Source organism: Mesorhizobium sp. C416B (assembly GCF_030323165.1).
Lineage (GTDB): Bacteria > Pseudomonadota > Alphaproteobacteria > Rhizobiales > Rhizobiaceae > Mesorhizobium.
In genome coordinates this window covers 3,758,754-3,782,726 of the sequence record NZ_CP100471.1, presented here as the reverse complement: position 1 = coordinate 3,782,726, position 23,973 = coordinate 3,758,754, and the positions used below count along the sequence as shown (strand labels likewise).

27 protein-coding genes and 1 pseudogene are annotated in these 23,973 nt (G+C 64.6%); 11 read left to right on the top strand and 17 right to left on the bottom strand.

The window, feature by feature from the left end:
* Window positions 1–43 precede the first annotated feature (43 nt).
* Genes NLY43_RS18440 through NLY43_RS18430 form a run of 3 tightly spaced genes read right to left on the bottom strand, consistent with a single transcriptional unit; the run spans window position 44 to window position 2,797 of the window.
* Window positions 44–973 (bottom strand): SDR family oxidoreductase, encoded by a 930-nt coding sequence (locus tag NLY43_RS18440; protein ID WP_023710340.1) that lies wholly within the window; start codon window positions 971–973, stop codon window positions 44–46.
* Entirely contained in the window at window positions 970–2,124 is a 1,155-nt protein-coding gene (gene queG / locus NLY43_RS18435) for a tRNA epoxyqueuosine(34) reductase QueG (RefSeq protein WP_023710341.1), read from the bottom strand. Before queG ends, NLY43_RS18440 begins: the two co-directional genes overlap by 4 nt.
* Window positions 2,105–2,797 carry a glutathione S-transferase family protein gene (locus tag NLY43_RS18430; RefSeq protein WP_023672063.1) on the bottom strand — a complete coding sequence of 231 codons (693 nt, stop codon included), beginning with the start codon at window positions 2,795–2,797 and terminating at the stop codon, window positions 2,105–2,107. The genes queG and NLY43_RS18430 overlap by 20 nt, the downstream gene beginning before the upstream one ends.
* Window positions 2,798–2,966: 169 nt before the next feature.
* Here NLY43_RS18430 and NLY43_RS18425 point away from each other — a divergent pair, with 169 nt between their 5' ends.
* Window positions 2,967–3,773: an undecaprenyl-diphosphate phosphatase gene (locus NLY43_RS18425; RefSeq protein WP_023687560.1), complete on the top strand. Its 807-nt coding sequence runs from the start codon at window positions 2,967–2,969 to the stop codon at window positions 3,771–3,773.
* 176 nt (window positions 3,774–3,949) lie between these two features.
* Here NLY43_RS18425 and NLY43_RS18420 read toward each other — a convergent pair whose 3' ends face one another.
* Both NLY43_RS18420 and rsmI read right to left on the bottom strand, forming a co-directional pair.
* A complete protein-coding gene (locus NLY43_RS18420) occupies window positions 3,950–4,327 on the bottom strand; it encodes a YraN family protein (protein ID WP_023698068.1) in 378 nt (125 codons plus the stop codon).
* The gene (gene rsmI, locus NLY43_RS18415; RefSeq protein ID WP_023687559.1) at window positions 4,320–5,228 is read right to left on the bottom strand and encodes a 16S rRNA (cytidine(1402)-2'-O)-methyltransferase; all 909 of its coding nucleotides are present in this window, start codon (window positions 5,226–5,228) and stop codon (window positions 4,320–4,322) included. Before rsmI ends, NLY43_RS18420 begins: the two co-directional genes overlap by 8 nt.
* A 173-nt stretch (window positions 5,229–5,401) precedes the next feature.
* On the opposite strand from rsmI, the gene NLY43_RS18410 reads away from it, so the two are divergent.
* Window positions 5,402–5,587, top strand: coding sequence for a hypothetical protein (locus NLY43_RS18410; RefSeq protein WP_023687558.1), 186 nt, complete (start codon window positions 5,402–5,404; stop codon window positions 5,585–5,587).
* A 79-nt stretch (window positions 5,588–5,666) separates the two neighbouring features.
* On the opposite strand, the pseudogene NLY43_RS18405 reads toward NLY43_RS18410, so the two are convergent.
* From NLY43_RS18405 to rph, 6 genes and pseudogenes are all read right to left on the bottom strand, one after another.
* Window positions 5,667–5,801 (bottom strand): annotated as a pseudogene (locus NLY43_RS18405) (EamA family transporter); the annotation flags it as partial.
* Between the two features lie 188 nt (window positions 5,802–5,989).
* Window positions 5,990–6,313 (bottom strand): low molecular weight protein tyrosine phosphatase family protein, encoded by a 324-nt coding sequence (locus tag NLY43_RS18400; protein WP_023702417.1) that lies wholly within the window; start codon window positions 6,311–6,313, stop codon window positions 5,990–5,992.
* A 6-nt stretch (window positions 6,314–6,319) separates the two neighbouring features.
* Entirely contained in the window at window positions 6,320–7,477 is a 1,158-nt protein-coding gene (gene hemW, locus NLY43_RS18395) for a radical SAM family heme chaperone HemW (protein ID WP_023710342.1), read from the bottom strand.
* Window positions 7,477–8,124, bottom strand: coding sequence for an RdgB/HAM1 family non-canonical purine NTP pyrophosphatase (gene rdgB, locus NLY43_RS18390; RefSeq protein ID WP_023710343.1), 648 nt, complete (start codon window positions 8,122–8,124; stop codon window positions 7,477–7,479). Before rdgB ends, hemW begins: the two co-directional genes overlap by 1 nt.
* Entirely contained in the window at window positions 8,124–8,534 is a 411-nt protein-coding gene (locus tag NLY43_RS18385; protein WP_023698063.1) for a VOC family protein, read from the bottom strand. Before NLY43_RS18385 ends, rdgB begins: the two co-directional genes overlap by 1 nt.
* A 190-nt stretch (window positions 8,535–8,724) precedes the next feature.
* Entirely contained in the window at window positions 8,725–9,441 is a 717-nt protein-coding gene (rph, locus tag NLY43_RS18380) for a ribonuclease PH (RefSeq protein ID WP_023710344.1), read from the bottom strand.
* A 155-nt stretch (window positions 9,442–9,596) separates the two neighbouring features.
* Between rph and hrcA the strand changes: the two genes are divergently transcribed.
* The 3 genes from hrcA (at window position 9,597) to NLY43_RS18365 (ending at window position 12,378) form a co-directional block, all read left to right on the top strand.
* On the top strand, window positions 9,597–10,682 hold the full coding sequence (hrcA, locus tag NLY43_RS18375; protein WP_023710345.1) for a heat-inducible transcriptional repressor HrcA: 1,086 nt from the start codon (window positions 9,597–9,599) through the stop codon (window positions 10,680–10,682).
* 36 nt (window positions 10,683–10,718) lie between these two features.
* A complete protein-coding gene (locus NLY43_RS18370) occupies window positions 10,719–10,919 on the top strand; it encodes a hypothetical protein (RefSeq protein ID WP_023672050.1) in 201 nt (66 codons plus the stop codon).
* A gap of 109 nt (window positions 10,920–11,028) precedes the next feature.
* On the top strand, window positions 11,029–12,378 hold the full coding sequence (locus NLY43_RS18365) for a PQQ-dependent sugar dehydrogenase (protein ID WP_023710346.1): 1,350 nt from the start codon (window positions 11,029–11,031) through the stop codon (window positions 12,376–12,378).
* Window positions 12,379–12,401: 23 nt separating this feature from the next.
* On the opposite strand, the gene NLY43_RS18360 is transcribed toward NLY43_RS18365, so the two are convergent.
* Window positions 12,402–13,307 (bottom strand): hypothetical protein, encoded by a 906-nt coding sequence (locus tag NLY43_RS18360; protein WP_023723551.1) that lies wholly within the window; start codon window positions 13,305–13,307, stop codon window positions 12,402–12,404.
* A 178-nt stretch (window positions 13,308–13,485) separates the two neighbouring features.
* Between NLY43_RS18360 and NLY43_RS18355 the strand changes: the two genes are divergently transcribed.
* From NLY43_RS18355 to NLY43_RS18345, 3 genes are all read left to right on the top strand, one after another.
* Entirely contained in the window at window positions 13,486–14,103 is a 618-nt protein-coding gene (locus tag NLY43_RS18355; RefSeq protein ID WP_023672046.1) for a LysE family translocator, read from the top strand.
* Window positions 14,104–14,282: 179 nt separating this feature from the next.
* Entirely contained in the window at window positions 14,283–15,257 is a 975-nt protein-coding gene (gene cysK / locus NLY43_RS18350; protein WP_023672045.1) for a cysteine synthase A, read from the top strand.
* A 200-nt stretch (window positions 15,258–15,457) separates the two neighbouring features.
* The gene (locus NLY43_RS18345) at window positions 15,458–16,084 is read left to right on the top strand and encodes a glutathione S-transferase family protein (RefSeq protein ID WP_023681237.1); all 627 of its coding nucleotides are present in this window, start codon (window positions 15,458–15,460) and stop codon (window positions 16,082–16,084) included.
* Window positions 16,085–16,093: 9 nt separating this feature from the next.
* On the opposite strand, the gene NLY43_RS18340 is transcribed toward NLY43_RS18345, so the two are convergent.
* Together NLY43_RS18340 and NLY43_RS18335 are read right to left on the bottom strand one after the other, a co-directional pair.
* Window positions 16,094–17,338, bottom strand: a complete 1,245-nt coding sequence (locus tag NLY43_RS18340) for an RNA polymerase sigma factor (protein WP_023710348.1) — start codon at window positions 17,336–17,338, stop codon at window positions 16,094–16,096.
* Window positions 17,339–17,345: 7 nt separating this feature from the next.
* Window positions 17,346–17,714 carry a YciI family protein gene (locus NLY43_RS18335; RefSeq protein ID WP_023681239.1) on the bottom strand — a complete coding sequence of 123 codons (369 nt, stop codon included), beginning with the start codon at window positions 17,712–17,714 and terminating at the stop codon, window positions 17,346–17,348.
* Between the two features lie 235 nt (window positions 17,715–17,949).
* Between NLY43_RS18335 and NLY43_RS18330 the strand changes: the two genes are divergently transcribed.
* The gene (locus tag NLY43_RS18330; RefSeq protein ID WP_023710349.1) at window positions 17,950–18,411 is read left to right on the top strand and encodes a RidA family protein; all 462 of its coding nucleotides are present in this window, start codon (window positions 17,950–17,952) and stop codon (window positions 18,409–18,411) included.
* 282 nt (window positions 18,412–18,693) lie between these two features.
* Here NLY43_RS18330 and NLY43_RS18325 read toward each other — a convergent pair whose 3' ends face one another.
* Window positions 18,694–19,119 (bottom strand): thiol-disulfide oxidoreductase DCC family protein, encoded by a 426-nt coding sequence (locus NLY43_RS18325; RefSeq protein WP_031199005.1) that lies wholly within the window; start codon window positions 19,117–19,119, stop codon window positions 18,694–18,696.
* Window positions 19,120–19,298: 179 nt separating this feature from the next.
* A complete protein-coding gene (locus NLY43_RS18320) occupies window positions 19,299–19,448 on the bottom strand; it encodes a hypothetical protein (protein ID WP_198025536.1) in 150 nt (49 codons plus the stop codon).
* A 344-nt stretch (window positions 19,449–19,792) separates the two neighbouring features.
* Between NLY43_RS18320 and ku the strand changes: the two genes are divergently transcribed.
* Together ku and ligD are read left to right on the top strand one after the other, a co-directional pair.
* Window positions 19,793–20,659 carry a non-homologous end joining protein Ku gene (gene ku, locus NLY43_RS18315; protein WP_023710353.1) on the top strand — a complete coding sequence of 289 codons (867 nt, stop codon included), beginning with the start codon at window positions 19,793–19,795 and terminating at the stop codon, window positions 20,657–20,659.
* An 11-nt stretch (window positions 20,660–20,670) separates the two neighbouring features.
* A complete protein-coding gene (gene ligD, locus NLY43_RS18310; protein WP_023710354.1) occupies window positions 20,671–23,181 on the top strand; it encodes a DNA ligase D in 2,511 nt (836 codons plus the stop codon).
* A gap of 111 nt (window positions 23,182–23,292) precedes the next feature.
* Here the strand turns inward: ligD and NLY43_RS18305 are convergent, their stop codons facing one another.
* Window positions 23,293–23,967, bottom strand: a complete 675-nt coding sequence (locus NLY43_RS18305; protein ID WP_023723582.1) for an ArsR/SmtB family transcription factor — start codon at window positions 23,965–23,967, stop codon at window positions 23,293–23,295.
* Window positions 23,968–23,973: the final 6 nt, after the last annotated feature.

Here is a 23,973-nt window from a genome sequence, read left to right as displayed (position 1 = left end):
AATCGTCATGAACCCCACTGCAAAAGTCCGCAACACAATCGAATCATATCACCCTCGGGCTCGCGTTTCGATTATCTACCTTCATCGGGCTGCGCGGCTCGCCGTCGCGCCAGCTGCCGTCGGCCCACATCCGATCGAACGCCTGGCGGTAGTCCGGATAGCGGAACCGGTAGCCCGCTGCCTTGATCGCGGCGTTGGCGACGCGCTTGTTCTCGCCATAGAAGGACCGCGCCATGGGCGAAAGTTGGGCGGTCTCGAAAGGAATCTCCGGCGGCGGCTCGACGCCCATCAGCGAAGCGGCATAGGTGACGACATCCTGCGGCGGCGCCGGCTCGTCATCGGTGATGTTGAAAATGCCGCCTCTATTGCCACCGATGAGGTGCCAGAGCGCGCCGGCGATGTCGTCGCAATGGATGCGGTTGAACACCTGGTCGGGCTTGACCAGCCGCCTGGCCGTGCCGTTTTCCAGATTGACCAGCGCGTTGCGACCCGGCCCGTAAATGCCGGAAAGCCGCAGGATGGCCACCGGCTTGCCGGTCTCGAGTCCAAGCTGCAGCCAGCCCCGCTCGGCCGCCACTCGCATCGACGAGCGTTTCGACACCGGCCGGCATTCGGCCGTTTCATCGACCCAGGCACCGTCATAATTGCCATAGACGCCGACGGTCGAGAGATAGCCGATCCAGCGAAGCGCCGGCATCGCCTCGATCGCCTTGCGCGCGGCGAGAAGCACAGGGTCGCCGGCCTCCTCCGGGGCTACGGAGATGACAAGATGGGTGGTGGTCTCCAGCGTTTCGCCGATTTCAGGTGTCAGGGCGCCGTGAAACAGCAGCGGCGCGATGCCGGCCTGACGCAATGCCTCGAATTTCTCGGCCGAGCGCGTGGTGCCGAAGATCGTAATCGCCTCCGCATTGGCCCGTGCAAAGGCTTTGCCCGAATAGCCGGCGCCGAAGATAAAAACCTGTTTTTCGCTCATGCGTGCGCCTCAATTGGCAATACGGACAGCCATTCGCCCCGCACTGTCGTGTCGGTTTCAGTGTTCGAGTAGATCGCCGCCTGCCTGTTGAATTCGGCGGCCGGCACCAGCCGCGACAGCGCCCAGATCGCCGCGCCGCGCACCAGCGGCGAGGCATCGCCAAGCAGATCGCGCACCGGGCCGGCCAGCGAAACATCGCCGGAATTGCCGGCGGCAACCAGCACATTGCGGACAAAGCGGTCGCGGCCGATGCGCTTGATCGGCGAGCCGGAGAAAAAGGTCCGGAACGCCGTGTCGTCTAGCTGCAACAGCTCGCCCAGCGGCGGCTCGCGCAGTTCGTCGCGGGCAGCAAGCTTGGCTTCCGAAGCGGCGCGGGCAAACTTGTTCCACGGGCAGGCGGCAAGGCAATCGTCGCAGCCATAGATGCGGTTGCCGATCTTTTCGCGGAATTCTTGCGGGATCGGCCCCTTGTTCTCGATGGTCAGGTAGGAGATGCAGCGCCTGGCATCGAGCCGGTAGGGCGCCGGAAAGGCATCGGTCGGGCAGGCGTCGAGGCAGGCGCGGCAGGAACCGCAATGGTCTACCTCGGTCGCATCTGGCGTGAGCTCCGCCGTGGTGAAGATGGTGCCGAGAAACAGCCAGGAGCCGTGCTCGCGGCTGACCAGATTGGTGTGCTTGCCTTGCCAGCCGAGCCCGGCGGCCTCAGCCAGCGGCTTTTCCATAACCGGGGCCGTATCGACGAAAACCTTCACGTCGCCGCCGGCCCGCGCGACGATCTTGCCGGCGATCTCCTTCAGCCGGCCCTTCATCACTTCGTGATAGTCGCGGTTTTGCGCATAGACCGAGATCGCGCCGCGATCGCGCCTTGCCTGCAGCGCACGCGGATCGTGGTCGGGGCCGTAATTCATTGCCAGCACGATGATCGAGCGCACCTCGGGCCACAGCGTCGAAGGCTCGCTGCGGCGTTGGAGCGTCTCCGCAATCCAAGCCATCGAACCGTGAAAACCATCGGCGACGAATTCTGCCAATCTGGCCGGCGCCAGCGGGATCGCGTCAGGCGTGGTGACGGCAACCGCATCGAAGCCGGCGCGCCGCGCCTCGGCGTCGATCAGCGCGCGCAGGGTTTGGCTTCTAGAAGTCGAGGTCCGCATAATGCGAAACCGGCGACAGGCCGCGAACCCGGTCGGAGAGCAGCGGCCGGAACGACGGCCGCGATTTCACCCGCGTGTACCATTCGCGCGCCGCGGCATGCTCGCGCCAATCGATCTCGCCGAGATAATCCAGCACCGACAGCGTCGCCGCTGCCGCCAGGTCGGCATAGGTGACCTTGCTGCCGGCCAGCCAATGACGGGTGCCGGCCAGCCAGTTGGTGTACTTCATGTGCTGGCGAATGTTGGCGCGCGCCGCGCGGATCGCCGCCGAATCGGGGGAACCGCCGCCCGCCGTTTCCGGCATCACCGGCTTCAGCACGCGCTCGCGCACCAGATGCCGGGTCACTTCGCTCTCGGCCTTGTTGAGATACCAGTCGGTCAGGCGGCGGATTTCGGCGCGCTGCATCGGGTCTTCCGCAAACAGGCGCTTGTCGCGCTTCAGGACACCACGTGTTTCGTCGAGATATTCAGCGATCACCATGGCGCCGACGATCGGCACGTCGCCTTCGGCCAGCAGGATAGGCAAGGTGCCGGCGGGGTTCAGCGCCAAAAACTCCTTGCGCCGCGTCCACGGTTTTTCCTCGATCAGCGCCAGCTCCTCGCCATATTCGCCGAAGGCGAGGCGCACGAAGCGGCAGGTGGCGAACATCGGGTGATGGAAAAGCGTCAGCATGATTCCGCGATATTAAGGCGCACTGGCGAATCGCCGTCCGCACCGGTAAGTCTTGGCGGCCCGTCATGCGGCCGTCACGGTGCTGCGACCTATAGGGGGACTTCCGCGCCGTGACAAGCAAGCCCTTTTGCCAGCCGTTTCCTTCCGTCCCTTGAATGCCGAGGTTGCCATGGATAGCCACACCATCGTCGAAGCCCTGCTGCTCGGCCTGCTGGAGGGGCTGACCGAGTTCATCCCGGTCTCCTCGACCGGCCATATCCTGCTCGCCGGCCATTTCCTCGGCTTCCATTCCACCGGCAAGGCGTTCGAGATCCTGATCCAGCTCGGCGCCATCCTGGCGATCCTCAGCGTCTATTTCCGCCGTCTGTGGCAGATGCTGCTCGACCTGCCGCATGATCGGCTGACGCGGCATTTCGTCATCGGCATCCTGATTGCCTTCCTGCCGGCCGCCATCATCGGCGCGCTGGCGCATGATTTCATCAAGACGGTGCTGTTCGAATCGCCAAGGCTGATCTGCATCATGCTGATCATCGGCGGCGTCGTGCTGCTGGTCGTCGACCGCATGAAGCTGCAGCCGGTCTACCGCGACGTCGAGCGCTTCCCGACAAGGCTTTATTTGCAAATCGGCCTGTTCCAGTGCCTGTCGCTGATCCCCGGGACGTCGCGCTCCGGTTCGACCATCGTCGGCGCGCTGCTGCTGGGCGTCGACAAGCGCGCGGCGGCGGAATTCTCCTTCTTCCTCGCCATCCCGACCATGGTCGGCGCCTTCGCCTTCGATCTGTTCAAGAACCGCAACGTGCTGAGCAGCGCCGACCTGCCGATCATCGCTATCGGCTTCATCGCCGCCTTCCTTACCGCGCTGATCGTCGTCCGCTTCCTGCTCGATTACGTCTCGCGCAACGGCTATTCGCTGTTCGGCTGGTGGCGCCTGGTGGTGGGAGCGGTTGGGTTGGTGGCGCTTTTCATTTGGGGGTGAGCTTTACCCTCCCCCTTGTGGGGGTCCGAAGGACGGGCGAGACAGGCGGCTCGCCCCGGTCAGTCGATCCGCAAAGCGGATCGGGGTGGGGGCGCCACGCCCCCGCCCCGTTTCGCCAACGACGCTTCGGGTCGCTTGCTCACCGACCCTCCCCACAAGGGGGAGGGTAAAGGCCGCTAACTCCTCCCAAAAAACGCGTTCTCGACATGCACCGGCCAGCGCCAGGGCAGCACCGCGATCATGTCGAAGCGCATCGACAATCTGCCGTAGTCCGGCTGCCGCGACAGCCAGATGTCGGCGGCGCCCTCGATGCGGCGCTCCGATTCGTGGCCGATCGCCTCCATCGCTTCCATCAGCGTGCGCCGCGCCTTGACCTCGACGAACAGCACCAGGTCGCCGCGCCTGGCGATCAGGTCGATCTCGCCGAAGCGGGTGCGATGCCGGCGGGCGAGGATGCGATAACCTTTCAGCATCAGCGCCGCTGCCGCCAGCCACTCGCCGCGATGGCCGCGCCGATAGGCTTTTTGGCGGCTGGCGGCCGGGCGCTCAGCCACCTTCGCCTTCTCCAACCGCATCCCTGAGTTCCAGCAGCCGCCGGTAAAGCGCCTGCTTCTGCCCGCCGGTCATCTTCGCCGCCTCCGCCGCCGCCTTGGACGCCGGCATTTCGGCGGCCAGCGACAGCAGCAGCCTGTCGATGTCGGCGGGTTGGTCGGCCTTGATCTCGGCGGGCCCGACGCAGATGACGATTTCGCCCTTCGGCGTATCGGCCGCCGCATAATAATCGGCCAGCGCCTGCAGCGTTCCCGTCCGCATCTCTTCGAAAGTCTTGGTCAGCTCGCGGCCGATGGCGGCCTTGCGCGCGCCGCCCAACGCCTCGACCATGGCGACCAGCGTTTCGGCCAGCCGGCGTGGCGACTCGAAGAAGATCAGCGTTGCCGGCACCGCCCTGAACGTTTCCAGCTTTGTCATCCGCTGCCCTGATTTCACGGGCAGAAACCCGGCAAACAGGAAGGCGTCGGACGGCAGGCCCGACGCCGTCAGCGCCGCCAGCGGCGCCGATGGGCCGGGGATCGGCACCACGCGCAGGCCGCGCTCCAGCGCTTCGCCGACCAGCCGGTAGCCTGGGTCGGAGATCAGCGGCGTGCCGGCATCCGAAATCAGCGCCACGCTCTGCCCGGCCTCGAGTGCCGCGATCAGCTTCGGCCCGGCCTCGCCGGCGTTGTGCTCGTGATAAGCGGTGGTGCGCCGCCGGATGCCGTAGCGATCGAGCAACACGCGCGAGACGCGAGTGTCCTCGCAGGCGACGATGTCGGCGGCGGCGAGCGTCTCCAGCGCGCGCAGCGTGATGTCGGAGAGGTTGCCGATCGGCGTCGCCACCAGATACAGCGCCGGCGCCAGCGACCGGACCGCGATCTCGGTCTGCCCGATCACATAGCTGCGCTTCTCGCCGGTCACCGGGGTCTCTCCATTTCGCCCTGTTTGGCACGGCGCGCGCCGGGTTGCAAAACTCCCGAACATCGAGCCAAACCTGACGCCGATGTAACCCGGCGGCCATGTCTTTGCCACAGTGGGGAACGAAAGCGTGGCTGGCGGATTGAATACCTGAGTCTCTTGAGGAGGAGGACAGGATGGACAGCCTGGAATTGCAGGACGTTTTCGAGCCCTATTATGCCGAGCGCAAGCGCTTCACTGCGCGAAAGGGCAAGCGTGCGCTCGCCGAAAGCGACACCGGCCTGGCCAGTCGGGCGGCCACCGCCTTGCCGACGAATGTCAGGCTTTCGGACAACAAACCGGACAGCACGACGGAGCACTGACCGTACGATGCCCAATCGTTTCGATATCTTCATCACCCGTCTTGAAACGAAGAGCGCCCGCGAAGGCGCGCCGCCGCATCCGATGAACGACCAGAACAGCGTCCGCCGGGACAAGAGCGACGCCAAGCCGGCCCGGACCGGAGAGGCGCATGCCGAGAAACACCGCGGCAAGCGCCGCTTCAAGCACGACGCTTAGTTTGTCGATCGGTGCAACATCGTCATCCTAGGGCGAAGCAAGGAGCGAAGTGACGCGGCGCAGACCCTATGATCCATTCCGTGACCTCTGCCGAAGGATGCAGCGGCGCAGAATTCTGAACCGCTGCAGCGCCTTAACCTCGCGGCAAATCCCGGGTGAAGCCCGAGGATGGCGAACGCGGGCGTGGAACGCCCCAACCACATCAGTCAGCCCAGGTATCGCGTCACCCTCACCTCCAGCAATCGCACCAACTCCGGATCCATGAATCCGTAATCATCCGGGATGTCGAGGCAGATGACGCGGGCCTTCTTCAGGCTCTCCTTGAATTTCTTCTGCAGCTTGGTGCGGTGCGCCTTTTCCATCACGAAGACGATGTCGGCCCAGGCGACCAGCTCATGCGTCAGCGGCGTGTGGGCGTCGTGGTTGGTGCCGGCCGACGCGACCTCGATATCCCTACGTTTGGAGAACACCTGCTCGGCGGTCGGGCTGCGCAAGCGGTTCTGGCTGCAGACGAACAGCACGTTCTTCATCGCGATCTACCGCGCCAAATCCGCCACCACGGCATCGAGCACGATCATGCCGGCTGGCGTGGCGCGTAGCCTGGCATTGCCGATCGGCGCCACCAGCCCCTCATCCTGCAGCACGGTCAGCCGGGCGCTCGACAGGCCGCGCCCGGAAAACGCCTCGTAGCGGGAAAGGTCGATGCCTTCGGCCAACCTCAGCCCCATCAGCAGGAACTCGTCGGCCTCTTCGGAGCGCGTCAGGATCTCGCCGCCGGTGACGCCATGGCCCCTGGCCTCCACCAGATTGGCCCAGGTCTCCGGCATCCGCTCGGCGATCGTCACAACACGGTGGCCGTTCTCGATAAAGCGGCCATGCGCGCCCGGTCCGACGCCGACATATTCGCCATACCGCCAATAGGTCAGATTGTGCCGGCTCTCGGCGCCCGGCCTGGCGTGGTTGGAAATCTCATAGGCCGGCAGGCCATGCGCTGCGGTGACCTCCTGAGTCAGCGCATAGAGATCGGCGGCCCGGTCATTGTCGGGAATGGTAAACTTGTGCGCCGCATGCAGCGCATGGAACGGCGTGCCTTCCTCGATGGTCAGCTGGTAGAGCGACAGATGGTCGGCGGCATGGCCGATCGCCTGTTCGAGCTCCGCCTGCCAGTCGTCCAGCGTCTGGCCGGGGCGGGCGTAGATCAGGTCGAAGGAGAGGCGCGGAAAGATTTCGCGTGCCAGCCCGATGGCATGCAGCGCCTCGTCGACATTGTGCAGTCGGCCGAGAAAGCGCAGATCCTTGTCGTTCAGCGCCTGCACGCCGAGCGAGACGCGGTTGACGCCGGCGGCTCGGTAGCCGCGAAAGCGCTCGGCCTCGACCGAGGATGGATTGGCCTCCAGCGTCACCTCGATGCCGTCGGGCACCGTCCAGTTCTTCGCCACGGCGTCCAGCACCGCCGCCACCGTCTGCGGCTGCATCAGCGACGGTGTGCCGCCGCCGAGAAAGATGCTGGTCACCTCGCGCGCCCCGGTCCGCTCGCGCATCGTCTTCAGCTCGGTCTCGAAGGCGCGGGCAAAGCGCTCCTGGTCGACCGGCTGGTGACGGACATGGCTGTTGAAGTCGCAATACGGGCATTTGGCCGCGCAGAACGGCCAGTGGATGTAGACGCCGAAGCCCGGGCTGCGGTCCAGCGACATTAAGCTGAGCCTAACCTGGCGCGGGCGAATTTCTGGAAGGCGCGGGCGCGGTGCGACAGCGCCGTCGGCTGACCGGGCTTCCAGCCGTGTTTTTCCTCAGCGCTCATCTCGCCGAACGTCTTGTCGAAACCGTCGGGCAAAAACACCGGGTCGTAGCCGAAGCCGAGTTCGCCGCGCGGCGGCCACACCAGCGTTCCCTCAGCTTCGCCGCGATAATACTCAGCCTCGCCATCGGGGAAGGCCAGGCAGATGACGGCGACGAACCGCCCCTTGCGCTGCGCTGGCTCGGCGGCGCCGACCTCCTGCAAGGCCACTTCGGTGCGCTGCATGGCCATGCCGAAGTCGCGGCTGCCATCGGGAGCTTCGGCCCAATTGGCGGTGTAGACGCCGGGAGCGCCGTCGAGCGCGTCGACGCACAGGCCCGAATCGTCCGACAGCGCCGGCAGGCCGGTCGCCTTAGCCGCGGCGAAGGCCTTGATGTAGGCGTTTTCCTCGAAGGTGGTGCCGGTCTCCTCCGGTTCCGGCAGGCCGTAGTCCTTGGCCGACTTCGCCTCGAAGCCGAACGGACCCATCAAGTCGGCGAATTCGCGCAGCTTGCCTTCATTGTGGCTGGCAACGACGATCTTCTTTCCATCGAGAGAATGCATCAAAGGCCCCAGATCCTTGGCTCGGCGAATTCGATCGAATTGCCCGAGGGGTCGCGTATGTAGATCGAGCGCCCGCCCTGCGGCCATTCGAATTCGCTTTCGATGGCGATGTTTTTCGCCTCAAGTTGCGCCTTCCACTGTGCGAGTTCATCCGCACTTGCGGCAAAGCAGAGATGGCCCTCGCCGACCGTGCCATGTGGCGGCACTTTCAGCCGCGCATCGGGCGCCGGCGGGATTTTGGTGGCTTCGGCGTTGAAGACCAGCAGCACGCCCGGGCCGCAGCGGAAGAAGAGATGGCGGCCGTCGACCTTGCCGAGGAGAGGGAGGCCGAGGACGTTGGAGTAGAAGGCTTCGGCAGCGGCGAGATCCGTGACGTAAAGCGCTGACTCAAGAATAGCGGAGGGTTGCATCAGGCACCCCCCTCTGCCCTGCCGGGCATCTCCCCCGCAAGGGGGGAGATTGGCAGTTCCGCTGGCGGCGTCTCAACGTTGATGGTTGGCGAAAACGGCAGCGACCTCTGATCTCCCCCCTTGCGGGGGAGATGGCCGGCAGGCCAGAGGGGGGTGTGAAGGATCGCCGACGTCATCACGTTAAATTCAATCAGGCCACAGCCATCTGCTGCAAGCTCACCAGCCGCTGAATGCCCTTCTTGGCCAACCCCATCAGCTCCGCGAACTGACCTTCCGAGAACGGCTCGCCCTCGGCGGTGCCCTGGATCTCGACGATGCCGCCCTTGCCGGTCATGACGAAATTGGCGTCGGTGCCGGCAGACGAATCCTCGATATAGTCGAGGTCGATGACCGGCTTGCCGTCGTGGATGCCGCAGGAAATTGCCGCGACATGGTCCTTCAGCACCTTGGCAACACTGGCCATCTGCCGCGCTTCCATCCAGCGCAGGCAATCGTAGAGCGCCACCCAGCCGCCGGTGATCGAGGCCGTGCGGGTGCCGCCATCGGCCTGGATGACGTCGCAGTCGACGGTGATCTGCTGTTCGCCCAGTGCCTGCAGGTCGACAACGGCGCGCAAGGAGCGGCCGATCAGCCGCTGGATTTCGAGCGTGCGGCCGCCTTGCTTGCCGGCCGAAGCTTCACGGCGCATGCGCTCGCCGGTCGAACGCGGCAGCATGCCGTATTCCGCCGTCACCCAGCCCTTGCCGGAATTGCGCATCCAGCCCGGCACCTTTTCCTCCAGGCTCGCCGTGCACAACACATGCGTGTCGCCGAATTTCACCAGGCACGAGCCTTCGGCGTGTTTGGAGACGCCGCGCTCGAAGGAGATGGCGCGCATTTCGTCGGCTTGGCGTTTGGAAGGGCGCATCGAGGCCTCTTTCTGTTCTTTTATGGTTGCGTCGGCGGCTTGTAGACGCATGCAGCCCATGGCGCAAAGGAAAAGGCCGGGCGATCTGGCACAGACGCCGGGTTGCGCGGGGGCGATGGAAGTCTATATCCTTGAGCCGGAGGTTTTTGGCTCGAATGACCAAGGCAGTCACCGAACCCAGTCTGCTGGCGCCCGCGCTGCAATCGCTCGACATGCGTTCGCGCGACATTTTCCGGCGCATCGTCGAATCCTATCTGAAGGACGGTGAGCCTGTGGGATCGCGCAGCCTGTCGCGCATCCTGCCGTCGTCGCTGTCGCCGGCGACCATCCGCAACGTGATGAGCGACCTCGAACATCTCGGCCTGATCTATGCCCCGCACATCTCGGCCGGGCGCCTGCCGACCCAGACCGGCCTGCGCTTCTTCGTCGATGCCTTCATGGAGCTTGGCGATCTCTCCGACGAGGAACGCCGGGTCATCGAGGCGCAGGTGCGCGCCTCCGGCTCGGGCGCGACGCTGGAACACATGCTGACCGAGGCCAGCCAGATGCTGTCGGGCATGTCGCGCGGCGCCGGCCTGGTGCTCGCCACCAAGAACGAGGTGGCGCTGAAGCACATCGAGTTCATCCAGCTCGAGCCGACCAAGGCGCTGGCGGTGATGGTGTCGCAGAATAGCGATGTCGAGAACCGCGTCGTCGACCTGCCGGCCGGCATCACCGTCTCGCAGCTGCACGAGGCCTCCAACTTCCTCAACGCCCATATCAGGGGCCGCACGCTCGCCGAGGCGCGCATCGAGATCGCCCGCATCAAGGACGAGACCAGGGCAGCGCTGGACACGCTGTCGCAGGATCTGGTCGAGAAAGGCCTGGCGGTGTGGGCCGGCGCCGACAGCGGCCTGCCGGCGCGCCTTATCGTGCGAGGCCGCGCCAATTTGCTCGAAAACGTCACCGCCCAGGCCGATATCGAATTGCTGCGCCACCTGTTCGAGGATCTGGAGACGCAGGACGGGCTGATCCAGCTGCTCGACCTCGCCGAGGACGGCCCCGGCGTGCGGATCTTCATCGGCTCGGAAAACAAGCTGTTCTCGCTCTCCGGCTCGTCGCTGGTCGTGGCGCCTTACCGCGACAAGGACGCCCGCGTCGTCGGCGCGCTCGGCGTCATCGGCCCGACCAGGCTGAATTATGCCCGCATCGTGCCTATGGTCGACTACACTGCGCAATTGATTACCCGGATGTTAAGATAATTCCGAAGCCGGGATCACCGTAAAGGAGGGCGCAGAATGGCGCTTGAATCGTTCAAGGCCCAGATCAGCATGCTGCTCGAAGAAATGGTCAACCAGCCGGAGGACGAGCACGAAATCCAGGAGCAGCTGCGCGAAAAACTGCGCGAAATGCGCGCCATGGGCTTGCCGCTGCCGGAAGATCTCGTCGCATTGGAAAAGCGTCTCGACGACGATCTCGACGTCGAAGAGGAAAGTTGAGCGGTTCTCTCGTCGAATCTGCGCGCGCGCACGCTTCTCTTTTGCGGCGGCCGCACAATATCTCCCTTGTGCATGACGCGCCGACCGGCGCGAGTTCGAGGAGAACAGCATGATCCGGATTGCCGGCTTGGCAGGCCTTGCCCTGCTTCTGGCCACCAGCGCCTTCGCCCAGGAGGCCGATCAACCGCTGCTGACCGGCAAAGACGCTTTCGGCGACTGGACGGCCGACAAGCCAGGTGTGCGCCGGCTGATCAAGCCGGATGATCTGCAAAAGCCCAACATCACCGAATCCGCCTCCAACAGCGCCGGCCTTGGCGATCGGCCCGAGGGCGCGAAGCCCGTCCTGCTGCCTGGGTTTTCGGCCGAACTGGTTGCTTCCGGCATTTCCAATCCGCGGGTCGTGCGCGTGGCGCCGAACGGCGACCTGTTCGTCGCCGACAGTGACGCCAACCAGATCCGCGTCTATCGGCTGGCCAAGGGTAGCGCGAAGCCGGCCGAAGAGGGCATTTTTGCCGACAATCTCAACCAGCCCTATGGCATCGCCTTCTACCCGCCTGGCGACAAGCCGCAATGGGTCTACGTCGCCAACAACGACAGCGTGGTCCGCTACGCCTATCGCGACGGCGACCTTAAAGCCTCCGGCGAACCGGAGACGATTGTCTCCGACATCCCTACCGGCGGCCACTGGACCCGCGATATCGCCTTCTCGCCGGACGGGAAGACGCTGTATCTCTCGGTCGGCTCCGGATCGAACGTCGCGGAGGGCATGCAGAAGGCACCGAAGGGCGGCCTTGACGCCTGGGCAAAATCACAGCCACTCGGCGCCACCTGGGGTTCCGAGGATGGCCGTGCCGACGTGCTGGCCTTCGGCCCCGACGGCAAGAATGGCCGCATCCTCGCTACCGGCCTGCGCAATTGTTCGGGCATGACCGTGCAACCGGCCACCGGCGCGCTGTGGTGTGTCGTCAACGAGCGCGACGGTCTCGGCGACGATGTGCCGTTCGAATATGCCACCTCAGTCAAGGACGGCGCCTTCTATGGCTGGCCCTGGTATTATATCGGCGCCAACGAGGACCCGCGTCACGAGGGCGCGCGCCCAGACCTCGCCGGCTCGGTCACCGTGCCCGACGTGCTGATGCAGGCGCATTCGGCGCCGCTCAACATCGCCTTCTATGACGGCGGCAATTTCCCGGCAGAGTACAAGGATGACGCCTTCGTCGCCCTGCACGGCTCCTGGAACCGTGGTATGAGGACCGGCTACAAGGTGGTGCGGCTGAGATTCAGCGACGGCAAGCCGACCGGCGAGTACCAGGATTTCATCACCGGCTTCGTCCTCTCCGACGACGCCGTCTGGGGCCGGCCGGTCGGCGTCGCGGTGGCCAAGGACGGCGCGCTTATCGTCACCGAGGATGGCAACGGCACCATCTGGCGCATCACCCATGTCGACGGCCCGTCCTGAGCCGGCGAACTGCGCAACCGGCCCTAATGTACGTCCCGATGGATCACCTTGGGATAGGTATGGATCACCTCGGCCGATGAGACACGGTCATCGAAACCGGTATCCCTGAGATTGAAGAGGCCGACCGAGCCGAAGGACTTCTTCGCCCCTTGCGCGAAGCGGCCGTCGCTGAAATCGTGTTCGTAAAGCGTCACCGTGACGTGGCCGGCATTGAGCTTCGGCACGTAAACACTGCTGATGGTGTCGTTGGCGACGCCAAGCTGGTTGACGTTGAAGCGATAGAGGTCCTGCACCATGCGCCGGGCCGCATTGCCAATGATCATCCAGTATTCGCGGCGCGAAGCGCGGTTCGGGTCGATGAGTTTGAGCGGCGCCTTGCGGCCAAGCCCGAGCCAGTGCTCGAACACCATCACATTGGCGCCCCAGGGATAGGGATAATTGGACTTGTCGATGATGCGTGGCGGGCCATCCTCGGCAATCTCGGCGGTATCGACATAATCCAGCCATTGCAGCTGGAACGACGCTTCCACGTTGAGGTCGGTATTGCGCGGATCGGCAGCAATGATGCGCCAGTCCGAGACCGGCGGATATTTGGTGTCGAGGTCGATGTAGAATTCGCCTTTGGCGGTGTCGTCGGGGTCTATCTTTTGCGGTCCGTCACGCTCGATCGCCACCAGCCGCACCTTGAAGCGGTTGTTGACGACCAGCGGATAGATCATCGGACGAACGGGGTAGGCGCCAGGGTTCCGGCTGTCGGTAAAATATCCAGTCTGCGGAACGACATCGCTATCGCCCTTGTCGAACAGGCTGAAAGCCTGACGCCCCTCGAACCACAGATACCATTCCAGCTCGTGGACGTGACCGCGTGCTTCGGAATAGTTGTTGGGCATCCACTTCATGAGCTGGATGTGAAGTCTTTTGGCTAACATGGGTGCTCCTGCCGTTCGGAGCCATGCGAGATAGCCGACCGCCTTCGGGGCGTAAGTGAACCATCTCTCGCTTTCAGGCGAGGATGACCGGCTTTCATGCCCTGCTTGGCGCAATCGAATCCGTTTTGCCGTTGCAGGCTTTCATGGCATCAGAGTCGTTTCACGAGGTGCGACCGTCATGACCCTCACCGGCTTCCTTGCCTATAGTGCTGCGCTGGGCATCGCCGCCGCCATTCCCGGGCCCGGCGTCACCGCGCTTGTGGCGCGGGCGCTCGGATCCGGCTTCCGCTCGTCGCTGGCGATGTCGTTCGGCCTGATGCTCGGCGACCTCATTTATCTCACCGCGGTGGTGCTCGGCCTTGCCTTTGTCGCGCAAAGCTTCGGCATGGTGTTTCTCGCCATCAAATGGCTGGGCGTCTCCTATCTCGCCTTTCTCGGCTGGCGTTTCTGGACGGCCGGGATCACGCCCGAGACTGTCGAGGCCAGGAAAGGCAAGGGCGGCCTGGTATCGAGCTTCCTTGCCGGCCTCACCGTCACGCTGGGCAACCCGAAGACGATGATCTTCTACCTCGCCATCACGCCGACCATCGTCGACCTGAAGACCATCACGCTCGCCGACTACGGCATCCTGGTCGCGCTCACCGTTATCGTGCTCTTCGTGGTGCTTGTGCCCTATCTGGCGCTGGCCGCCAAGGCGCGCTGGTTCCTGAAATCGCCACGCGCGCTGAAGGCGCTGAACCGCACCGCCGCCGGCTTCATGGTGGGCGCGGCCGCTGCCATTGCCGCACGTCAGTAGATCGGTTCAGGCCCATCCATTCCGCCGATCGGTCCATCCGGAAAATGCGGCTTGAGGAGACAAGCGTTTTCAGCAAGCGGCCCACTCGATATTTTCGGCCGGCAGCCTATCTTGCGCGGGCGAAAGCCTTATTCTGTCCGCCGACGCCAATTGCCTGATCTGATTTGGGAGCGAAACCAATGAACAAGCCTTCCGCGCGCGTGCCCGGCCGCGGCCGTGTCTACAACTCGATCACCGAGACGATCGGCGACACGCCGCTGGTGCGGCTCGACAAGTTCGCCAAGGAGAAGGGCGTCGTTGCCAACCTTCTTGCCAAGCTCGAATTCTTCAATCCGATCGCCTCGGTCAAGGACCGCATCGGCGTTTCGATGATCGAGGCGCTGGAAGCGTCGGGCCGGATCAAACCCGGCAAGACGACGCTGATCGAGCCGACCTCCGGGAATACCGGTATCGCGCTCGCCTTCGCCGCTGCCGCCAAGGGCTACAAGCTGATCCTGACCATGCCCGAAACCATGTCGGTGGAGCGCCGCAAGATGCTGGCGCTGCTCGGCGCCGAACTGGTGCTGACGGAAGGGCCGAAAGGCATGAAGGGCGCCATCGCCAAGGCGGACGAGCTGGCCGCCACCTTGCCCGACGCCGTCATCCCGCAGCAGTTCGAAAACCCGGCCAACCCGGAGATCCACCGCCGCACCACCGCTGAGGAGATCTGGAACGACACCGATGGCGGGGTCGACATCTTCGTCGCCGGCATCGGTACCGGCGGCACGATCACCGGCGTCGGCCAGGTGCTGAAGCAACGCAAGCCCTCGGTGCATGTCGTCGCCGTCGAGCCGGAGGCCTCGCCGGTGCTGTCGGGCGGCCAGCCCGGCCCGCACAAGATCCAGGGCATCGGCGCCGGCTTTGCGCCCAAGATCCTCGACACCTCGATCTATGACGAGATCGTCAAGGTCTCCAACGAGGATTCGGTCGCCAACGCCCGCCTCGTCGCCCGCCTTGAAGGCGTGCCGGTCGGCATCTCGTCGGGCGCTGCCCTGCAGGCCGCCATCGCCGTCGGGTCGCGGCCGGAGAACAAGGGCAAGAACCTAGTGGTGATCATCCCGTCCTTCGCCGAGCGCTATCTGTCGACGATCCTGTTCGACGGGCTGGGGGCTTAACGTCTTAACTGGATAGGCGGCGATCCTTCGCACCCCCCTCTGCCCTGCCGGGCATCGGGGGGTGCTGTCCCTCCGACATCGGAAGTCTCATGGCTGGACCGCAGAAAACCCGGCCGTGGCGTCCGCCACCGGCTTGAGCGGGAGGCGGCTTCAGGGTCAAATCGCCCCGGCCTGCTTCGCGCGGGCAGGGGGAGAATCACATGTACAAGCTTTACACGCGCCCAGGCAGCGGCGGTTTTGTCGTCGAGGCCGCATTGGCGCTGGCAAACGCGCAATTCGACCAGATCGACGTGCCGAAGAAGGATCCGCCGGACCCGGCTTTCCTCGACATCAGCCCGTTGAACCAGGTTCCGGTGCTGACCTTGCCCAACGGTCAATCGATAACCGAATCGGCGGCGATCTGCATCCTGCTTGCCGAGCGCCATCCGGAGGCGGGTCTGGCGCCGGCCGCCGGATCGCCGGATCGCGCCGGTTTCCTGCGCTGGATGGCGTTCATGTCATCGGTGCTCTACCCCGCCATCCTGCGCCTCTACTATGCCCATCGCTACACCGCCGATGCCGACGGCAAGAAAGCCGTCAAGCAGGCAGCCATTGCCGAGATGGACCGCGGCTTCGCCATTGTCGATGCAGCCCTCGAGGGGCGCGGCTGGCTGGTCGGCGACGCGATGTCGCTGGCCGACATCTACCTCGTCATGCTGGTGGCCTGGCACCCCGATATGGACAAGGCGCGAGCCGACTGGCCGAACATCGAACGCTTATGGTCGGCGCTGCGCGCGCATCCGCTGATGAAACGGCTCAACACCACGCATGAAATGTGGCCGGCCTGAACGGACGCTTCAATTTCGCAGGATCGCCCGTTTCGCCTGCAGGAAGCGGCGCACGGCGGGGTCGCGTTCAAGGCCGATCGCCCGGTCATAGGCTTCGACCGCTTGCGCCGCATTGCCGAGCCTGGCCAGCAGGCCGGCGCGAGCGGCCCAATAGGGCTGATAGTCGTTGAGCCGCTTGTCGTCGCCCAGCACGTAGAGCGCCGCCAGTCCTGCCGCCGCCCCTTCGGCCTCGGCAATCGCCACGGCGCGGTTGATCGAAATCACCGGCGAGCCTGATATCGCCGACAGCGCATCGTAGAAGTTACGGATCGCCGCCCAATCGGTTTGGCCGGTCCGTCGCCGCGTCGCATGCACCGATTGTACCGCCGCTTCGAGCTGGTAGCGGCCGATGACGCCAATGGTGGCGGCGTGGCCCAGCAGCGACTCGGCTTCGTCGATCAGCGCGTGATCCCAAAGACGGCAATCCTGTTCGGCGAGCGGCACATAATCTCCAGCCGCATCGCGCCGCGCCGGGCGGCGCGCCTCGGCAAACAGCATCAGCGCCAGCAGGCCGAGCGCTTCCGGTTCGTCCGGCATCAGCGATGCCACCAGCCGCCCGAGCCAGATGCCTTCGGTCGCCAGATTGCGCACTCTCGTCTCGGTCCCTGCCGGGTCGGTCCAGCCTTCGGCGAAAGCCGCGTAGATCGCTTCCAGCACCGTTTCCAGCCGCTCGCCGAGTTCGGCGCGATCCGGCACGCGGAACGGAATGCCGATCTCGCGGATGCGGCTCTTGGCGCGCACCAGACGCTGGCCCATCGTCGCCGGCGAAACCAGGAAGGCCGAGGCGATCGTCGCCGCGTCGAAACCCAGAACCGTTTGCAGGATCAGCGGCGCCCGCACGCTGGCTTCGATTGCCGGATGCGCACAGGCAAACATCAGCCTGAGACGTTCGTCGGGCAGGTCTTCGTCTTCCATGCTCGCCTCCATCTCCTCGGCCATCAGCTTGAGATGGTCGCGGCTCGCCTCGCTGGTCAGCCGACGGCGCACCGCATCGACACCACGGCGGCGCGCGACGGCCAGCAGCCATGCCTCAGGCTTCTCAGGCACGCCGGTCTGTGGCCAGCGCTCCAGCGCCGCGGCAAAGGCCTCGGCCAGCGCGTCCTCGGCGCCGGCCACGTCGCGGGTGCGCGCCGCTAGCCAGGCGACCAGCTTGCCGTAACTCTGCCGGGCGGCCGCTTCGGCCGCCGCCCGCGCGATCTCCGGGCGACTGTCCATCACATTGTCATTTCTTGGGCATGTAGTCGGCCATTTCCCAGATCGGCCGCAACTCGACCGTGCCGGCGCTCGCCGCCGGACAGCGCGCCGCCCAGTCGATGGCGGTATCGATATCGGCCGCCTCGATCATGTAGAAGCCGGCAAGCTGCTCCTTGGTGTCGGCATAGGGGCCGTCGATCACGTTGGTCTTGCCGTCTGTGATCCGCACCGAGGTGGTCGCCTGGGTCGGGCGCAACCGTTCGCCAGCGAGCCATGCGCCGGATTTCTTCAACGCTTCGGTATAGGCGGCATATGCTGCGCTCATCTGCTGAGCCTTTTCGATTGGCGTGTTCGCCTGCGCGGCTTCGTCGCTGTTGATCAAAAGCATGTATCGCATGGGTCTTCTCCCGTGGTTTCGAAGGCCGCGTCCTAGCGGGGCCAGACGTATGTCGCGCGGCGGCGGCCGATTTCGACAGGCTTCAGAAAAAACTTTCGCCTCCGCCAGGAGATTTCGCAAGGATCAGATGTTCCTCCGTCTGCTGGCGGATGACCGGCAGCGGACTGGCCGTGGCTCCGCACAGCACTATCCTCTGTCATTGGCGGGCACGTCACACGAGGCATGGGAGAAGAGAATGGAACTCGTGACCCACAAGAAATTCAAGAACGGCCGGTTGATGCCATGGGGCAAAGGCACGGTCGTCAGCGGTGCGAAAGGCACCGTCTATCTCTGCGGCAACACCGCGACATCGGCTGACTACGATCCGGCCGGCAAGAAGGGTGGCGGCTTCGCCGGCGATGCCGCGGCGCAGTGGCGGGAAGTTCTCGGCAACATCAAATCGGATCTGGAAGAACTTGGCAGCGGGCTCGACCATCTCATCAGGCTGACCTTTTTCGTCAAAGGGCCATTTCCCGACGGCGGCGTCCTCAGCTCGCCTAATTTTCGTCTCGACGTGCTGGACGCGTTTTTCGGCGAGCATTGTCCGAAGCATTGTAGCGACAGCAATCCGCCGCCTTCGGAGGTAATCGGCGTCGCAGCGCTTGCCCAGGCAGACATCGTCATCGAGATCGTCGCCGTCGCGGCGCTGCCGGACTGAGGCGCGAACGAACAGGCCGGCCTTGCGCGACGTCGCCATTGCGATCGAAGCGCGCTGGCACGAGTTGCGCCGCCGCGCCGGTGCGGATGTTGCACCAGGCCTCGGCTTTGGCCAGTGAGCGCCCGGCGACGAGCAGAATCAGGCGGGGCTCGCTCCCCCAGCAATTGCACGATGCGGCCGCCGAAAATGCCATAGCCGCCAACGACCAGAAGCCTCATGGCGCCGCTCTTTTTGCGTATGTCGTTTTCCCAGAACTGGAGGTCACTTTTGGGTGACATGCGATTAGCCGATCATGCGCGCACGTATCGCGGCGGACGGGATCTCGCAACTGTCCTTGCGGCCGAACATGGCGTAACGGTTTTTGGCGATGCGTTCGTAGAGCCAGTCACGCAAGGGCCGCGGGATGAGCAGCAGCGCTTTCGCGGCCCGCCACGGCCAGCCCAGTTCGGCCATCACCGCGATGAAACTGTCCAGCCGCATGAAGGGAGCGCCGCCGACAAGGACCAGATTGGTCTCGTAGCTGTCGGTGCGCAGCCCGTATTTCTGGAACAGCGCCTCGCCGAAGGGCGACTGCGCGGTGGCGAAGCGGAAGCGGTTTTTGCGGTCGAGCCCGACCACCGTGCGTACGAAGCCCGAGCACAGCACGCAGACGCCGTCGAAAACGATCAATGGCTGGCTGGCATCGAAGGGTTCAGGAGAAGAAGTCACGGGACGTCCGGCAGCTTGTGTCTTCAGACACTAAGCCCGCCGGCAGCGGGATCAAAGCCGCGGCGTTGTCGCACGGCTTCTCGCGGCCAGCGCGGGGCGCTCGGCGCGATAGGTGGTTGCGCGGGGATCGGCCTCCGGTCTGCAGATCCGGCTGTCGTGACGCGTTTCGAACGTCATGATCAATGCGCGCCGAGCGAGCTGCCGCGACGGGCGCAGGCCGGACCCGGGCCGCGCATGTAGTAGCGCTCCGGCCGATAGGTCGGCGCGATGAACTCGCGGATGGCGGCGGCATAGCCGGCGATGTGGCCCCAGAGTTTCATTTTACTCAAGTCCCTGTCCCGATTTTCGGATGTCCCGTCCGATTGCGGGGATCATAGTGTCGAGGCGTGAATAGTCGGTGAACACGATGTTAATCTTTGGTCGAAAACCCCATGCTTCGTGGCCGGAATGCGGCTGTTTGGGGGTCTTTCGGTGTGGTTCGTCGCCATTTCCGGCATTGTGACTTTTGCATCACATATGTTTCGTCTCGATGTCGCTTGAGCGCGGTTCTGTTTCAGATTTGGCGAGCCTCTCGAAATTCCATGCTCGCTGCCGAAATGCCCCTTGTTGCGCGCCCGGAACCGGAACGGGCCTTGCCCGTTCTCGCTTGAACCGCATCGCGCAGGAGTTCGCCATGGCACCTCGCCCCGCCTGGAAGGGCTATCTGAAACTGTCGCTGGTCACCTGCGCTGTCGAACTGACCAACGTCGTCACCCACGCCGAAAAAGTTTCGTTCCGGGTGCTCAACCGCAAGACCGGCAACACGGTCAAGCGCATCTATGTCGATTCTGAAACCGGCAAGCCGCTGGGCGATGGCGACGAGATCAGGGGCTATGAGGTGAGCCCCGGTGAGTTCGTCTATATCGAGGACGAAGAGATCGAAGCGGTGCAGATCGAGTCCTCGCACACGATGGCGCTGGACGGCTTCGTCGACAAAGCCTCGATAGAGCAGATCTATCTCGACACGCCCTATTATGTCACGCCCGCCGACAAGGTGTCGGAGGAGGCCTTTGCCGTCATCCGCGATGCCATGGCGGACAAGAAGATGGCCGGCCTGGCGCGCGTCGTGCTCTATAGCCGCGAGCGGCCCGTGATGATCGAGCCGCGCGGCAAAGGCATGGTGCTGACCACCTTGCGCTACGGCAACACGGTGCGGGAGCCGGAGAGCATCTTCGGCGACATCAAGGCGGTGAAGACCGACCAGGAGATGACCGATATGGCCGAACGCATCATCGACCAGAAGAAGGGGAAGTTCGATCCGTCGACATTCGAGGACAAGTATGAGGACGCGCTGCTCGAACTGATCCGCGCCAAGAAGGCCGGCAAGAAGGCTCCGAAAGCGCAGGCCGCGCCCAAGCCGTCCAACGTCGTCAATCTGTTCGACGCGCTGAAGAAGAGCCTGTCCGATGGCGGCCAGGCGGAAGGCTCGGCGAAGAAGGCCAAGCCGGCGGCAAAAAGCGGCAAGGCGAAAGCTTCTGCGCCCAAGCGCAAGTCGGCTTGAGGGTCCGCGCCGTGGCCAACCTCGAACAATATCAGTCCAAGCGCGATTTCAAGAAGACGGCCGAGCCGGCGGGCAAGGTCGCGCGCGGCAAGCAGCCCGGCGGCATCTTCGTCGTCCAGAAGCACGACGCGACCAGGCTGCACTATGATTTCCGCCTCGAGCATGAGGGCGTGTTGTGGAGCTGGGCGGTGACGCGGGGCCCGAGCCTCGACCCGCACGAGAAGCGGCTGGCCGTGCATGTCGAGGACCACCCGATCGACTATGCCGGCTTCGAGGGCACCATCCCCAAGGGCGAGTATGGCGGCGGCACCGTCATCGTCTGGGACGAAGGCACATGGACGCCAGAGATCGACCCGGCCAAGGCGATGAAGAAGGGCCATATCGACTTCGAACTCAACGGCCAGAAGCTGAATGGGCGGTGGCATCTGGTCAGATTAAGACCCCGCCCGGGCGAAAAGCGCGACAACTGGCTGCTGATCAAATCCGACGATGCCGCCGCCCGCCCCGGCGAGGATATCCTGAAGGACGCACCGAAATCGGTGAAGTCCGGCCTGACCATCGAAGAGGTCGCGGAAGGCAAGACCGCCGACGGCAAGAAGCCGAAGGTCTGGCACTCCAACAAGCCCGCGGCATCCAGCAAGGCGAAAGCCGGCAAGCGCCTCGACTTCGTCGAGCCGCAGATGGCGACGCTGGAGCGCGAGGCGCCGCCCGGCGAGGACTGGCTGCATGAGGTGAAGTTCGACGGTTATCGCATGCAGGCGCAGATCGCCGGCACGGAAGTGCGGCTGCTGACCCGCACCGGCCTCGACTGGACGGAGAAATTCGGCCCTGAGATCGTCGCGGAACTGGCCCAGCTGAAATGCAGCGACGCCATCATCGATGGCGAGATCGTCGTGCTCGCCGACAGCGGCGTTTCATCCTTCTCGCTGCTGCAGCAGGATCTCTCCGCCAATCGAACCGACCGCTTCACCTACTATGTGTTCGACCTGATGCGGCTTGACGGCAAGGATTTGCGCCGCGAGCCGCTGGTCGAGCGCAAGCAGGCGCTGCAGGAGCTGCTCGGCGAGACGGCCGAAAATGCCGCTGTTCGCTTCAGCGACCATTTCGCGGAGCCCGGCAAGATCATGCTGCAGCACGCCTGCCGCATGGGCCTCGAAGGCATCGTCTCCAAGCGCGCCGATGCGCCCTACCGCAGCGGCCGTGGCCCGAGCTGGGTGAAATCGAAATGCACGGCCCGCCAGGAATTCGTCATCGGCGGGTATCTGCCCTCGGACAAGACCGGCCGCGGCCTGCGTTCGCTGCTGGTCGGCTACCACGAGGGCGGCAAGCTCCACTACGCCGGCCGCGTCGGCACGGGCTTCACAGCCAGGAGCGCCACCGATTTGAAGAAAAAACTCGATGCGCTGAAGGCAGACGCCTCGCCCTTTGCCGCCGCCGTGCCGAAGGGCAAGGGCCTGGTCTGGGTCAGGCCCGAACTTGTCGGCGAAGTGGAGTTCCGCAGCTGGACCTCGGACCGTATAATACGCCACGCGTCGTTCCAGGGGCTGCGCGAGGACAAGCCGGCGGAGGAAGTCGTGCAGGAAAAGCCATCGAAGGCGGCGAACAAGCAAAAGCCGGCGGCAAGCAGCGCCGGCAAGGCCGCCGGGGCTAAGGCGCCCGCGACGATCACGACCAGCGTAAAACTATCCCACCCCGACAAGCTGCTGTGGCCCGAGGAGAAAATATCCAAGCAGGCTTTGCTTGAGCACTATGCGCTTGTCTGGCCGCGGATGGAGCAGTTCGTCGTCAACCGGCCGCTCAGCCTGGTCAGGGCGCCGGATGGCATCGGCGGCCCGCGCTTCTTCCAGAAACATGCCTCGGCCGGCATGAGCGACAAGATTGCCCGCATGAAGGATCCAACCGATGGCGAGGAAATCCTGTTCATCCGCGATTTCGACGGCCTTGCCGCCTTGGTCCAGTATGGCGTGGTCGAGGTCCACATCTGGGGCTGCAAGATCGAGGAGCTGGAAAAGCCGGATCAGATCATCTTCGATCTCGATCCCGATGAAGGCGTCGACGTCAAGGCGGTGCGCGAGGCCGCACTCGACATCAGAGGCAAGCTTGACGATCTGTCGCTGCCGAACTTCGTCAAGCCGTCAGGCGGCAAAGGCTATCACGTGCTGGTGCCGCTGAAACCCTCGGCGGATTGGGAGGAAGTCAAAACCTTCTCGCATGATTTCGCCAAGGCGCTGGAGCAGGCCGCGCCCGACCGCTACACCGCGACGCTGTCGAAAAAGGCGCGCACGGGAAAAATCTTCGTCGACTATCTCCGCAACGGCAGGGGCTCGACCACCGTCGCGCCCTACTCTTCCCGCGCCAAGAAGGGCGCGACGGTGTCGGTACCGGTGACGTGGGCGGAAGTTGAGAAGGGGTTGCCGCCGAATTCCTTCCCGATCGGCGACAAGACGACGCTGAAGGAGTTGGAGAAGGCCGATCCGTGGGTGGATTTCTTCGAGCAGGGGAAGGTGCTGAAGCGGGGGTAAGCGTCGCGCGCCTCACCTGCTACGCAAGCGTTCCGTCACACCCCCCTCTGTCCGGCAGGCCAGAGGGGGGTGCTGTCCCGCCAGCGTCGCCCAATTAGCGCCGCCGAACCTCTACGCCAAAAACACCCGCTCGAACGCCTGCTTCCCCGGCGGTGAAAACACCACCGCGCGGCTGTCCTTCTCCCGCCTTGCCCATTTCTCCGACAGGATCTTGTCCAGAATAGCCGCGCCGAGCGTTCCCGCGAGGTGCGAGCGGCGCACGCTCCAGTCGAGACAGGCGCGGCAGACCGGCCGGCGCGGCTTGGCGCCGACATCGATGCCGATGGCCGAAAAATGCGAGGCTGCTGCTGGCCCCAGCCTGATCTCAATGTCGTCGCGCAACAGGATGCCGCGCGCGACGAGCCGGTCCAGCATCGCCACCGCCTGCTCGCCGGCGAGGTGGTCGTAGCAGACGCGGGCGACGCGCATGGCGCCGTCGCGCGGGCCGGGCCGCACCCGCTTGGGGCCGACCGCTTCGGCCACCCCGGTGATCGCCTCGATCATGCCTGCCACCTGCGGCCCTGCGAGGCCGTAATAGCGATGCCGGCCCTGGCGGGCCAAGGTCAGCAGCCCACCCTCCATCAGTTTCGACAGATGCGAGGACGCCGTCGGCAGCGAGACGCCGGCCTCCAGCGCCAGTTCGCTGGCCGTCAAAGCCGTGCCGCCCATCAGCGCATTCAGCATGTTTGCCCGCGCCGGATCGCCGACCAGGCTGGCGATGCGGGCAATGTCGGGTCCTTCACGCATAGTTAG